The organism is Nocardioides sp. Soil805, assembly GCF_001429625.1.
In the GTDB taxonomy this organism is placed as follows: domain Bacteria; phylum Actinomycetota; class Actinomycetes; order Propionibacteriales; family Nocardioidaceae; genus Nocardioides.
This window is the reverse complement of sequence record NZ_LMSU01000002.1, coordinates 522,459-534,786: the sequence shown is the minus strand read 5'-3', so window position 1 is coordinate 534,786 and position 12,328 is coordinate 522,459. Positions and strand designations below refer to the sequence as shown.

At 65.0% G+C, this 12,328-nt stretch carries 12 protein-coding genes; 6 read left to right on the top strand and 6 right to left on the bottom strand.

From position 1 onward, the window contains the following. The first annotated feature begins 16 nt into the window (after nucleotides 1–16). The 6 genes from dtd to ASG94_RS13040 all read left to right on the top strand — a co-directional run bounded on the left by dtd (nucleotide 17) and on the right by ASG94_RS13040 (nucleotide 6,466). Nucleotides 17–451, top strand: coding sequence for a D-aminoacyl-tRNA deacylase (gene dtd / locus ASG94_RS13065; RefSeq protein WP_056926878.1), 435 nt, complete (start codon nucleotides 17–19; stop codon nucleotides 449–451). Between the two features lie 67 nt (nucleotides 452–518). After that, entirely contained in the window at nucleotides 519–1,433 is a 915-nt protein-coding gene (gene cysD / locus ASG94_RS13060) for a sulfate adenylyltransferase subunit CysD (protein ID WP_056926877.1), read from the top strand. Beyond that, on the top strand, nucleotides 1,433–2,734 hold the full coding sequence (locus tag ASG94_RS13055; RefSeq protein ID WP_056926876.1) for a sulfate adenylyltransferase subunit 1: 1,302 nt from the start codon (nucleotides 1,433–1,435) through the stop codon (nucleotides 2,732–2,734). Before cysD ends, ASG94_RS13055 begins: the two co-directional genes overlap by 1 nt. 25 nt (nucleotides 2,735–2,759) lie before the next feature. Next, nucleotides 2,760–3,866, top strand: a complete 1,107-nt coding sequence (locus ASG94_RS13050) for a polysaccharide pyruvyl transferase family protein (protein ID WP_056926875.1) — start codon at nucleotides 2,760–2,762, stop codon at nucleotides 3,864–3,866. Between the two features lie 73 nt (nucleotides 3,867–3,939). Further along, nucleotides 3,940–5,187: a Coenzyme F420 hydrogenase/dehydrogenase, beta subunit C-terminal domain gene (locus ASG94_RS13045; protein WP_056926874.1), complete on the top strand. Its 1,248-nt coding sequence runs from the start codon at nucleotides 3,940–3,942 to the stop codon at nucleotides 5,185–5,187. Between the two features lie 55 nt (nucleotides 5,188–5,242). Then, nucleotides 5,243–6,466, top strand: a complete 1,224-nt coding sequence (locus tag ASG94_RS13040) for a hypothetical protein (protein ID WP_156411574.1) — start codon at nucleotides 5,243–5,245, stop codon at nucleotides 6,464–6,466. A 49-nt stretch (nucleotides 6,467–6,515) separates the two neighbouring features. Here ASG94_RS13040 and ASG94_RS13035 read toward each other — a convergent pair whose 3' ends face one another. The 6 genes from ASG94_RS13035 to ASG94_RS13010 all read right to left on the bottom strand — a co-directional run bounded on the left by ASG94_RS13035 (nucleotide 6,516) and on the right by ASG94_RS13010 (nucleotide 12,302). Then, nucleotides 6,516–7,382, bottom strand: a complete 867-nt coding sequence (locus tag ASG94_RS13035; protein WP_235537287.1) for a WcbI family polysaccharide biosynthesis putative acetyltransferase — start codon at nucleotides 7,380–7,382, stop codon at nucleotides 6,516–6,518. Nucleotides 7,383–7,528: 146 nt separating this feature from the next. Beyond that, entirely contained in the window at nucleotides 7,529–8,800 is a 1,272-nt protein-coding gene (locus ASG94_RS13030; protein ID WP_082624168.1) for an oligosaccharide flippase family protein, read from the bottom strand. After that, nucleotides 8,800–9,597, bottom strand: a complete 798-nt coding sequence (locus ASG94_RS13025) for a glycosyltransferase (RefSeq protein WP_056926870.1) — start codon at nucleotides 9,595–9,597, stop codon at nucleotides 8,800–8,802. Before ASG94_RS13025 ends, ASG94_RS13030 begins: the two co-directional genes overlap by 1 nt. A 52-nt stretch (nucleotides 9,598–9,649) precedes the next feature. Beyond that, nucleotides 9,650–10,546 (bottom strand): glycosyltransferase family 2 protein, encoded by an 897-nt coding sequence (locus ASG94_RS13020; RefSeq protein ID WP_162260816.1) that lies wholly within the window; start codon nucleotides 10,544–10,546, stop codon nucleotides 9,650–9,652. A gap of 14 nt (nucleotides 10,547–10,560) precedes the next feature. Continuing rightward, nucleotides 10,561–11,523 (bottom strand): glycosyltransferase, encoded by a 963-nt coding sequence (locus tag ASG94_RS13015; protein ID WP_162260815.1) that lies wholly within the window; start codon nucleotides 11,521–11,523, stop codon nucleotides 10,561–10,563. Next, nucleotides 11,520–12,302: a glycosyltransferase family 2 protein gene (locus tag ASG94_RS13010; RefSeq protein ID WP_162260814.1), complete on the bottom strand. Its 783-nt coding sequence runs from the start codon at nucleotides 12,300–12,302 to the stop codon at nucleotides 11,520–11,522. Before ASG94_RS13010 ends, ASG94_RS13015 begins: the two co-directional genes overlap by 4 nt. Nucleotides 12,303–12,328: the final 26 nt, after the last annotated feature.

Below are 12,328 nucleotides of genomic sequence, written 5' to 3'. Positions count from 1 at the left end.
ACCTTAGGGTCGTCCCGTGCGCGCCGTGCTCCAGAGGGTCCTGTCCGCGTCGGTCACCGTCGACGGTGCGGTCGTCGGCAGCATCGACGGCGGCCTGCTGATCCTGCTCGGGGTCACCCACGAGGACACCCTCGCCGACGCCGCCTGGACGGCCCGCAAGATCCGCGACGTCCGGATCCTGCGCGACGAGGAGTCCGTGGGCGACGTCGGCGCTCCCGTCCTGGTCGTCAGTCAGTTCACCCTGTACGGCGACGCCCGCAAGGGTCGTCGACCCACGTGGTCGGCCGCCGCTCCGGGTGCCGTGAGCGAGCCCCTGTACGACGCCGTGTGCTCCGAGCTCGAGCGGCTCGGCACGCCCGTCGAGCGTGGGGTCTTCGGCGCCGACATGAAGGTGGCATCCGTCAACGACGGGCCTGTCACCCTCGTGCTGGAGTCTCCTCCGCGAGCGTGATGCCGATGATCGGCTGGGCGATGGCTACGATGTGGGCTGCTGTCCCTAGAGAGGCCCCCCGTCTGTCATGACCCAAACGCACGCCGACTACCAGCTGAGCCAGCTGGACCAGCTCGAGGCCGAGTCGATCCACATCTTCCGTGAGGTCGCCGCCGAGTTCGAGAAGCCGGTCCTGATGTTCTCCGGTGGCAAGGACTCGATCGTCATGCTCCGCCTCGCGGAGAAGGCGTTCTACCCGTCCAAGCTGCCGTTCCCGCTGCTCCAGGTCGACACCGGCCTCGACTTCGACGAGGTCCTCGAGACCCGCGACAACTGGGTCAACCGCCTCGGCGCGCGCCTGCACGTCGCCAGCGTCGAGGACATGATCGCCCAGGGCGTCATCGTCGATGACGGCAAGACCTCCCGCAACCGCCAGCAGATCGGCGCCCTGCTCCACGCCATCGAGGAGAACGGCTTCACCGCCGCCTTCGGTGGAGGCCGCCGTGACGAGGAGAAGGCCCGCGCCAAGGAGCGCGTCTACTCCCACCGTGACGAGTTCGGCCAGTGGGACCCCAAGATGCAGCGTCCCGAGCTGTGGAGCCTCTACAACGGGCGCATCCATGCGGGCGAGCACATGCGGATCTTCCCGCTGTCCAACTGGACGGAGCTGGACATCTGGCACTACATCGACCGCGAGCAGATCGAGATCCCCTCGATCTACTTCGCCCACGAGCGCGAGGTCATCCTCCGCGACGGAATGTGGCTCTCGCTGTCCGACGCCGTGCAGCCCAAGGGCAACGAGACCGTCGAGACCAAGATGGTCCGCTTCCGCACCGTCGGCGACAAGTCGCAGACCGGGTGCGTGGAGTCGACCGCATCCACCACTGCCGAGATCATCGACGAGATCGCCATCGCCCGGGTGACCGAGCGAGGCGCGACCCGCGGTGACGACCGGTTCTCCGAGGCGGCCATGGAAGACCGCAAGAAGGAAGGCTACTTCTGATGAGCCCCGAGATCTCTCCCGTCGCCGAGGCCCACGAGGGACGCGCGCCGATGGACCTGCTCCGCTTCGCCACCGCCGGCTCGGTCGACGACGGCAAGTCGACGCTCATCGGACGACTCCTGCTCGACTCCAAGTCGATCTTCGAGGACCAGCTGGAGGCCGTCGAGGCCTCGTCGCAGTCCAAGGGCTACGACTACACGGACCTGGCGCTGCTCACCGACGGTCTTCGCTCGGAGCGTGAGCAGGGCATCACCATCGATGTGGCCTACCGCTACTTCGCGACGCCCAGCCGCAAGTTCATCATCGCCGACACCCCGGGCCACATCCAGTACACCCGCAACATGGTCACCGGCGCCTCCACCGCCGACCTCGGCCTCGTGCTCGTCGACGCCCGCCAGGGCCTCACCGAGCAGAGCCGTCGGCACGCCGTCCTGCTGTCGCTGCTGCGGGTGCCCCACCTGGTGCTGGCGGTCAACAAGATGGACCTCGTCGACTGGGACGAGGCGGTCTACGAAAAGATCCACAACGAGTTCACCGCCTTCGCCACCAAGCTCAACATCCCGGACCTCGAAGTCATCCCGATCTCGGCGCTCCAGGGCGACAACGTGGTGACGCGCAGCGAGAAGACCCCCTGGTACCACGGGCCCACGCTGATGCACCACCTCGAGCACGTCCACGTCGCCTCCGACCGCGACCTCCAGGACGTCCGGTTCCCGGTCCAGTACGTCGTGCGCCCCAAGTCGGACGAGTTCCACGACTACCGCGGCTACGCCGGCATGGTGGCCGGTGGAGTCCTCAAGCCCGGTGACGAGGTCGTCGTGCTGCCGAGTGGCATGACCTCGAGGATCGAGGGCATCGACCTCTTCAACCAGGAGATCACCGAGGCCTTCCCGCCCATGTCGGTCACGGTGCGCCTCGAGGACGACGTCGACGTGTCGCGCGGCGACATGATCGCTCGCGTCAACAACGCGCCCAAGCCCAGCCAGGACATCGACGCGATGATCTGCTGGATGACCAACGAGCCGCTGCGTCCGCGCCAGAAGCTCGCCATCAAGCACACCACCCGGACCGCGCGGGCGATGGTCAAGGACATCCAGTACCGCCTTGACGTCAACAGCCTGCACCGCGACCAGGACACCAAGGAGCTCGGCCTCAACGAGATCGGCCGCGTCCAGCTGCGCACCACTGTGCCGCTGCTGTGCGACCCGTACTCCAAGAACCGCACCACGGGATCGTTCATCCTGATCGACGAGGCGACCGGCGTCACCGTCGGCGCCGGGATGATCAACAGCGGATCGTAGGTCTGCTCGCAGTGGAGAAGGCTCGATGAAGGTTCTCGTCCTCTGGGCAGACCACCATTCCAGCAACCTCGGGGTAAGGGTGCTGGCCGAGGGAAGTGCTGCACTGGCGTCTCGCATGTGGGGGCGCGATGTCGAAGTCGCATTCCAGGACTTCGCGCCGGGTGATTCCGGCCTGTCCTTCGGCGGGTCCAACTCCGTGCGCGACCTGGGCAGGGCGTCTGGGCCGCTCAAGACGAGGCTCCGCGAGTTCGACGTCGTGATGGACACCGGAGCAGGCGACAGCTTCACCGATATCTACGGCCTGAAGCGACTCGCCATCATGGCGAACGTCCATCGGATCGCACGCCAGCTGGGAATCCCGATCGTGATGGCTCCCCAGACCATCGGACCCTTTCGCACCAGAGTGGGTCGCGCGATCGGAGCCCGGTCCCTTCGAGGTATGAGCGGTGTCATCACTCGGGACCCAGAGAGCCAGAACTACGCGGTGTCGCTGGGTCGAGCAGATGCCCAACTGGCCACGGACGTGGTCTTCGCACTGCCACGCCCCACGGGGGTCAAGTCACGAGACGTGATCCTGAATGTGTCGGGACTGCTGTTCGAAGACAACACGCACGTGGATCATCGCGCTTACCGCGAAGCGATCCGCGCTCTGATCAACGAGCTTCAATCGGTGGGGCGCGACGTTGCCCTCTTGGCGCATGTCTTGGACAACCCCTCGGGGGACAACGACGTGCCGGTGGCCAGAGCACTCCGTCAGGAGTTCGGCGACACCGTTGAGTTGTTGATTCCCAGCGACCTGACGCAGGCGCGCGAATGGCTGTCGACTGGGGAGGTCGTCATCGGGTCACGTATGCACGCGTGCCTCAACGCTATCTCCGTCGGAACTCCCGCAATCCCGTGGGCCTACTCGCGGAAGTTCGAGCCCCTCCTGCGGCAGTTGGGATGGGACTACGTCCAGAACCTGCATCACGACAACGACCCTGTGCCAGAAACAGTCGCGCTCGTGCAGCGGTGGAGATCCGATCCCCCGACCGAGCGGCTCAATCAGGTGAATGAACGGGCAGCAGACATCCTGGAGAAGGTCAGTCTCAGCGTGGCACTCGACTCGAGCCCTGTTCGAGACGGTCGTTGACGCGACGCACAGTAGGCACAGGTCCAGTCCGGTGGGATAGGGCCCCGACTCTCGACCGGACGGACTGACGGCAATGGCGCGATTAAGGCTCCGCGGGCGAGTGACCGACCGCGACCCGTTAGAGGTCGAGGTCGCACGAGTCCTGAACAATGACAACTGCTCCGGGTGTGGTGCATGCGCCCTGCTTGACCCCCGAATCGTGATCGAAGACTCTGCCGACGGCTTCCTCCGGCCGAGGGTCTGCCAGCCTCGATTCGAATCATCTTCATCGAACGACCTTGCCGAGCAGTTCAAGAGCGTGTGTCCGGGCGTAGGCCTCGCTTCTCCCGAGTCCGCGGGAGACTCTCATCCGACCTTTGGTCGCTACCTCGGAGCCTGGGAGGCCTGGGCCGCAGATCCCGAGGTCCGTCGTCAAGGAAGCAGCGGTGGCGTCATCACTGCTCTCTCCCTGGGTCTCGTCGAAGCCGGTGAGGCGTCTGGCACCCATTGCGTCGCCAGCTCGCCCACGAAGGCATCGCGTACCGTTCCCATCACCATCACCTCACGCGATGAGGCGTTGGCAGCCGCGGGGTCTCGCTACGCCCCCGTGGCCACCTTGTCGCAGTGGTCTGGCGCTGAGGACCAGGTGCTGGTCGCCAAGCCGTGTGAGGTTGCTGCGGCTCGGGGTTACCACCGCGTGAGTCCTGGGGCTGGTGCTCCCCCATTGATGATCTCGTTCTTCTGTGCCGGAACGCCGTCGCAGCACGCGACAGATCGTCTCGTCACCGCGATCGGCAGAGACGTGGAGAACCTGACGTCTCTTCGTTATCGCGGCGACGGGTGGCCCGGCTCGTTCGCGGCGTCCGACATCGCCGGCACTAGCACCCTGAGCTACGAGGAGTCCTGGGGCCAGCACCTCGGTAGGGACCTCCAGTGGCGCTGCAAGCTCTGTGTCGACGGTACAGGCGAGTTTGCCGACATCGCTGTGGGCGATTATTGGAAGACCGACGCCAAGGGCTTCCCTGTCTTCTCCGAGAACGACGGGTCGTCGGTGGTCATCGCACGGACTCCTCGTGGGCTTGAAGTCCTCCGGTCGGCGATCAAGTCCGGCGTCATCGTCGTGCGGGAACTCTCGCTGGACGCGGTGGCAGGCGTCCAACCCCTGCAACGCCAACGACGGGCGGTCTTGTCGGGCCGTCTCCTAGGGCGACGACTTGCCGGCAAGGTGCCCCCGCACTACCGGGGGTACGGCCTGTACCGCGGCTGGCTGAGCCAGCCCGTGGCGACTGCTCGCACGACGTTGGGCACATGGGCGCGGTCACGGCGGAAGCCCCACGCATGATTCAGAAAAGTGCGAGCATGGTGCAGCCCCACAGTCGCGCAGCGAGGGAGGCAGCGTGACAACCGCAATGGCGATGAGGCGTCCGGTTGCGACCCCGGCGCGCAACCTGCCGTCTCAGCTCTCGTTGCTTGCATTCGTGGTGGTCTGCTTCACGGTCCAGTTGTCAATCCGCTCTGGAGTCACCGGCTTTATACCGGTTATCGCGTCCTTGGCGCTGGTTCTCGTGATGCACGGCGGCGCCGGGCTGCAGGCTCGATGGACAGTGCCCATGTACCTCACATCACTCTTCGTCGTCACGACGGCAGCACTGTTCCCCTCCGACTCGACCGCGTCGCCCCTTCCGACCATGGCTGTGGTTGCCGCCATCCTGCCTATGGCGACCACAATTGGTTACGCCCTCTCCCGGGATCCCTTGATGTGGCAGAGGTTCATGCGCACATATGTGCGCATTGCTCTGATCATGGCGGCGCTCGCAACGTACGAGCACGTCCGCGTTTCGAGAATTCTGGGCTCCACTGAGCAGGCTGACCTGGACAGGGCCCTCGTCTTCGTGCAGCACCCCATCGTGTTGGGCCTGCTCCTCGCGATCGGCATCCCTTTCACGCCCTGCCTGAAGAGGCGCGCGGTTCGGCTGGCGTCTGTCCTGCTCCTGCTGGCAGGTGTCTACTCAACGGGATCGTCAGGGCCGATGGCAGTATCAGGGGCGCTCACCGTCCTGACACTCGCCCCGTCCCTCACCCACTGGTTCGCTCGACGGCCAGGTCTCTTGAAGGTGGCCCTGTTCTGCGCCGTGGTTGTCACCGCGTGGCTGTCCATCTACCACTGGACGAACGTCATCAACGACTCCACCACCGAGGAGTACAGCACCGCGTACCGACCGGCCTTGTACTCGCTCGTTCCCGAGATGCTCGCCGGGTCGCCCCTCGGGCACGGCTTCTCGGGTCTCCCCCAGGGTGTCCTTTTCATCTTCTCCAATGCTCGAGGTGTGTCTGACGTGTCGATCTCGATCGACGCCGAACCGGTGCTCCTTGCTTCGAAGTTCGGCTACCTCGGGCTGGTCGTCTACGTCGTCTGGATCATCATCGCGATCAACGGGCTGAGGAACGCAAGAACGGCTTCTCTCGCCGCGATGGGGCTGCTGGGCTGTGGGTTCGTGGTCGCCCTGACCACGTGGCCCCAAATCGCCGCGCTGCTGTTCATGACACTGGCGTTCGCATACTCGTCTCGCCGCGGCAGCGAGGGACACGACGACGGAGCCTCAGTGGAGGCACGACCCTGATGCTTCGCCGCAATTGACTCCCGCGCCGACAACCGGTTCGGGTTGACGGTCAGTTGATCAGTCCGAACCTGCCGAGTTTCTCCGCATGCTCGTCCTGGGCAACTTGGAGGACCCGCGGATTGTCGCGATAGTGAGCTAGATGCGCGTGCATCACACTCAGGTCATGGTGGGCCGTGCCGTCGACCTTCCACTCGTTCGAGCCGTCAACCGGACGCTTCAAGGCCGCACGCACGTCTGCGTGTACGGGAGAAACCACGGACTGCAGGAGTTCCTGCATGCCAGGCGCGGGCGTGCCTTCGAGCCCCAGATGCCCGCTCACCTGAGTGGCAACCTCTGAAAGGAGCGCATTGGAAGGATGGTTGACCGTCCAGACCGCCTCGACGCCCAACGCATCAATCCGGTGCGAGACACGCACGTCCAGAGAGAGCTCTCTCCTTGCCAGCTCGGACAAGGACTCCTGCGCATTCCGTCGTAGCGCCTCCTCGTCGCCCACCAGGCTGAGCAACCGACTCTCGGCCTCGCGGCCCATTGCACCGCTTGAGGCCACCGAGATGAAGCGGAGGTCGTGGTAGCCCCCGGTCACTGGCATGGGTGTGCCTAGCTCACCCGTGGCGTGAACGTAGACCAGGTAAGGGTGGAGCCCGGTGTAGTAGATGGCGGGATAGCGGAGCACCGTGGGTTCCTTCGCGTTGTGCGCCAGGATCTCCTCAGTTCCGACAGCCAGGCCGCGATAGCCATCTCTCACAGGCTGCACGATGGCGACGTCCGCTCCCTCAACAATGCGGCGCACGACGGGGAGCTGGTCCGCGCTCACCTCGTGGACCCCAGGGAGCCACGCGACGTCAAACCGACCTGCGAAGCCCGGAGAAGCCTTCAACAATCGTCGGACCGCACTGGCCTGACAGTTGCCCCACACGACTGCATACGGCCGCTTGAGACGCGCGGCTTCCAGTCGCAGGCGAACAGACACGGCACGCTCGCGGATCTGATCGCGAGGGATTCTCAGCACCAGTCCATCGTGTCACACCGTCACCACGCCCCTCACGTGCCGGGCGTCGACGCTCAGCGAACGAGAAACCGAATAGCCCCGGCCCAGTCCACTGGTCTGGGAAAGATGCTGAACGGGTTCAGCCTCAGGAAGTGCAGCGAGATCGTCGTCGTCGTCACGGTTCCCAGCAGCATTGCGACCGCCGCTCCAACCACCCCCCACAACATCGCCAACGGGGTCAGCAGCGCGAGGCCGACAGCTAGCCCGACGGTCTGTGCAGCCGTCATGCGGTTACCCATGCGCGCACCCGCAAGAGCCATGGAGGTGACGAAGGCAATGCCAACGCTCACCGAGGCCAGCACGCTGACCAGCGTGGCGCCAACAGCGCCCGCGAATTCGTGACCGAAGAGAATCGGGATGAGGAACGGGGAGACCATTGCCAACAAGAGCGCTGCGACGATCCCGAGCGCCGCGCAATGCCGCATCGCACTTGTCGTGGCCTCTCGATCGCCGTTGGCGAACTTGGGGTACGCACCCGCTCCGACAGCCTGTGCGATGGGTAGCGGGAGCGTCCCGATGGTGACGGCCACGGAGTAGAGGCCGGCACTGGTCGACCCCAAGGCACCCAGGACCAGCACCTGATCGAGTCGCCCCGACGCGACGCTGGCCAGCTGGCCGCCGGTCAGGCTTGCTCCCTCCCGTAGGAGGCTCGCGAACTCGTGGTGCCTCCGCAGCGGGACACGCACCCACGCAAGACCGACCACGAACGTCAGCACACTCCCCGCCAGATTGGCGTAGAGGACGCTCGCGACGTCCAGTCCTCCAGCCAGCCAGAAGGAGACGACACAGACAAGTGATGTAGCCGCTTGGATGAGACCAAGAACCGCCATGCGCAAGTACTGCTCACGAGCCACCAAGACGCTCACGTCGGTGGCCCAGGACACGGCGAGAGGAACGGCCGCCATTCCTATGAAGAACGCGATACGACTGCTGGTCGTCTCGGACCCGAAGAAGGAGAGATCCACGAGGAAGCCCATCACCAAAGCGGGGACGATGGTCAGTGCCGCAAACAATCTGGCGCTGTTCATGACGCCAGTGAGGTCATCCATCACCACTGCCCGCCGTCTGACGGCGAGCGGCACACCCAGACCGAGCATCACTTGCGAGAACGTGATGACAGCGAGCATCGTCGCGCTGACTCCTCGACCATCGGGCCCGAGCGCCCGGGCCACGACGGGGACCGTCGCGAGTGAGAAGAACAGCGAGACAAAGCGACCTATCGCAACCACGGAAGGGGTGTTGAGGATGGCTGGTCGACCCGGGTGAAGTGACGGGACAAGGCGCATCAGGGCGCCTCGTACCCCAGGTCACGAGCTATCTGAGCGGGATTGCCGACGGGTTCAGGTCGCGCGCGTCGCCACCCATTGGCTCGGCGAATCCGCAGGTCGGCCACCAAGAGATGGGCCATGCCTCGCCGAAGCCCGCCGAAGAGAGTCGGGACGGGCAGGACGTGTGCCCACTTGCGTTGGCAATATCGATACGCAGTGCGATATCCCCCGCCAAGGTCAGCGAGTCGCTTGCTGTGATGCACCACCTGGATCGGAACGACGTAACTCGAACGTCCAGCCTGCTTCGCTGATTGGACGAGATCCGTCGCGTACAGGTGAAAGCTCGGCAAGCCCTCGTCGAAACGCACAGCGGTACCTCCCTGCAACACCAGGAGGACCTCGTCCAGGCTCTCCACCCGGGTCGGCGAGGTGCACTTGTTCCCCACCTCGGCCTGCACGCTGGATGCCCAGATCTTTCCGTGCACGACACCGTCCTCGTCGGCTCCAATGCAGCCGATCACTCCCCAGTCTGGATCCACCTCGGCCAAGCGGTTGATCTCGTCCAAGAGCCTGGGCACGAAGGATGCCGGCAGGTACACGTCTTGGTGAACGATGACGATCAGGCGTGACGCGGAGGCATCCAGCACGTCGTTGAACGCCTTGCCGGGACGGGTTTCCCCCTGGATCAGGGTGAGCGTCACCCGGCCGTCCCGGACGTCCGGTGAGCTCTTGAGGCATTGTTCGAGAATGCGGAAATCGTTCACCGCAGCGACGAGCTCGACGTCGTCGACTGTCAAGGTCTCCATGAGCTCCATGATTTCATGCGTTGGTGGTCGGGCGTCGGGCGTCCGATGAGGAGGACCTCACTCAGTAACGTCTGAAGCTCTCTCTGTGGCTGCCTGGACCGTGTGCACTGTCGCGGAGGTCCGTGTCGTGGAACCACGCACCCCACCAACCCAGCAATGCCGCACGAGTTGCCGGGATCGGCTGCTGTCTGCGCAACAGCCGAATGAGGCCCTGCCTGATGATCAGGGCGGGCACCGAAAGAAGCCGTTGAGCCATCGAGCCCCACGACGTGTAGAAGAGCTGGAGATTGCGCGCTTGCAGGTAGGGCGGAGTTCCCTCGGTGTCCTGGACAGCCCGCGCCGACGGCACCCAGACCACGTTCCATCCCAATGCCCGCAGACGGCGATGAAACTCGAGCTCCTCGACGTACATGAAGAAGTCTTCCCGCATCAGTTCAGCCAAGGCCTTGGCCGGATAGACGCACAAAGCGCCGTCCAACCAGTCGCGTGGCGCAGGGGCCGCACCGTTCGGCTCGCTCCGGACATGTTGCGGCCAGCCCAGGACCGGGCTCAGGCGTCCGCCCAGCGACCAGACCCGCTCAGTGTCGCCCTCGTCGGTTGGGAGAAGCAGCGTCGGGCCCGCAGCACCTATCGTCGCGTCGTTTCGCACGGCGTCCACAAGAATCAGCAGGGCACCTGCCTCCGGCATCACTTCATGCGTCGCCACCACGATGATGCTGGGGTCCGCGGCGGAGAGTGCGCTCCGGCCGGCGTTGACAGCAGCGGCATATCCGCGATTCGGAACAAACTGGAGCAACACGCCGGTCGGCACACCGCGCCGAAGATCGGCGGCGAGCCTCTCGTCATCGCTGTTGTCGACCACGACCAGCGATGTCGGCTCGACCCCCGACGCCAAGATCGCCCCGATGGTCCTCGTCACCTCCGGGAAGTGTCGATGGTGGACGATGATCGCTCCCACGTCACGCACTGGATCTACACGCTCTGGTCGTGGGCTCGACGCCACCACAGGCCAACGGGATAGCCGACCATCTTGGCGGCGTCACCCACCGCCATAAGAACCGGGACCAGGGCCAACGAGACCGGCCACGACGCCCCGAGCTTGGCACGGCGGGCGATCACTCGGCGGGCGTACTTGCTGGTGTAGGCGGCACCGCCGGCGAGCATCGTCATACGCAGCGGGAGAGATCCTCCTGCCGAACGATCGGCGGCGATCAGACCGACGCCGAGGGCATAGCTGCCGTATCTGATCCCGTGCCGCTTCGGCCACAGGTGCGCTTTCCCATCGCCTCGCGCGTATCGGTAGTACTGCTTGGCGTAGGCCCTGACGCTCGGACGGGCGTCCCATGAGACGACCGCCTGCGGCGCGAAGACGAACTTCGCTCCCGTCTCCTTCATCGCCAGGTCGAACAACAGGTCCTCGCAGTAGTCCAGCCACTCCGGATACCCGCCGACGTGCTCCCACAGTGAGCGGCGAAAGAGGACGGAACGGCTCGACGGCAAGAAGGTCTCCGGTTCGACCTCTGCCAGAAGAGGCGTGATCGTGGCGCCGATCGTCCCTGACCAGAAGTCGGAGTACTGCGGCTCGAACCAACCCGACACCACGTCAGCACCTGCATCGACAGGCGCGACGAGCCCAGCGAGCCATTCCGGGTGCAAGGTGGTCCCACCGTCTGTGACGGCGATGAAGTCGCCAGTCGCGAGGCGGATCGCTTCGTTCCGCCCCTCGGAGATGGAGGCGCCCGGCGAGGTATGGACGAGGGTCGGGATGCCCGAGTCACGAGACCATTGTTCCAACACCTCGGCGGTGCCGTCTGTGGAACCGCCGTCCACCACCACTACCTCGTCGGGAAGACGTGACTGTCGCGACAGGGTGTTCAGGAACGCGGGTAGGCCGACGGCTTCGTTCAGCACCGTCATCACCAACGAGATGGTCATGCCCAGAGTCCCTTCTGTGGACGCTCGATGGAGCGCATCGCCCTCGCCTGAGACCCGAGGGGCATCACGCAGCTGAAGTGATGACGGTAGAAGCGCAGCCCTGATCGCACCTCGTGCTTCCAGATGGAGAGGGATCCTCCCTTGGCTGTCTCCCTGGCCCACCCGTGGACCCACCGCACCTCGCCGTCGACGTACGTGGGCACGCCGACGCGCAGCGCGCGTAGACATATGTCGGAGTCCTCGTAGTAGATGAAATATCCCTCGTCCCACCCGCCAATGGCATCGAACACGTCCCGAGACATGAACACTGCGGCGCCCATGACCCACACCACTCGTTCCAGGCCCGAATCGACATGGCGCACGTATCGGCTGTTGGTCTTCGATGCCGGGGCGAACATGTGCGCGAGCTTCCGCCATGGATACGGTGCACCGCGCCCGTTCTCCTGCAGCGACCCGTCCTGGTTCGTGAGCTGTGGGGCCACCAGGGCACTCGATGCCGTCACGCGAGTCGCCAGTCGGGCGATCCCTTCTCGCGTCGGCGCAATGTCGGGGTTGAGAAAACCGAGGACATCTCCTCCGGCCTCCTCGACGCCTCTGTTGTTCGCGGCCGAGAATCCGACATTCGCGTCGAGCTGGACGACGCGGGCCCCCATCGACCGGGCCATGTCAGCCGAGCCGTCGGTGGAAGCGTTGTCCACGACTATCCACTCGCAGACGTCGGCCGGCCAGTCATGCCAGAAGTGCTGGAGGGTTGCAGCACTGTTGTACGTCACCGTCACCAAGGAGACGGACCTCCCGTGCATGC

Bases quoted from the DNA above. Each gene is read 5' to 3' on its own strand.
- cysD (WP_056926877.1), top strand. From the start codon at position 519: ATGACCCAAACGCACGCCGACTACCAGCTGAGCCAGCTGGACCAGCTC.
- ASG94_RS13055 (WP_056926876.1), top strand. From the start codon at position 1,433: ATGAGCCCCGAGATCTCTCCCGTCGCCGAGGCCCACGAGGGACGCGCG.
- ASG94_RS13050 (WP_056926875.1), top strand. From the start codon at position 2,760: ATGAAGGTTCTCGTCCTCTGGGCAGACCACCATTCCAGCAACCTCGGG.
- ASG94_RS13045 (WP_056926874.1), top strand. From the start codon at position 3,940: ATGGCGCGATTAAGGCTCCGCGGGCGAGTGACCGACCGCGACCCGTTA.
- ASG94_RS13030 (WP_082624168.1), bottom strand. From the start codon at position 8,800: ATGCGCCTTGTCCCGTCACTTCACCCGGGTCGACCAGCCATCCTCAAC.
- ASG94_RS13025 (WP_056926870.1), bottom strand. From the start codon at position 9,597: ATGGAGCTCATGGAGACCTTGACAGTCGACGACGTCGAGCTCGTCGCT.
- ASG94_RS13015 (WP_162260815.1), bottom strand. From the start codon at position 11,523: ATGACCATCTCGTTGGTGATGACGGTGCTGAACGAAGCCGTCGGCCTA.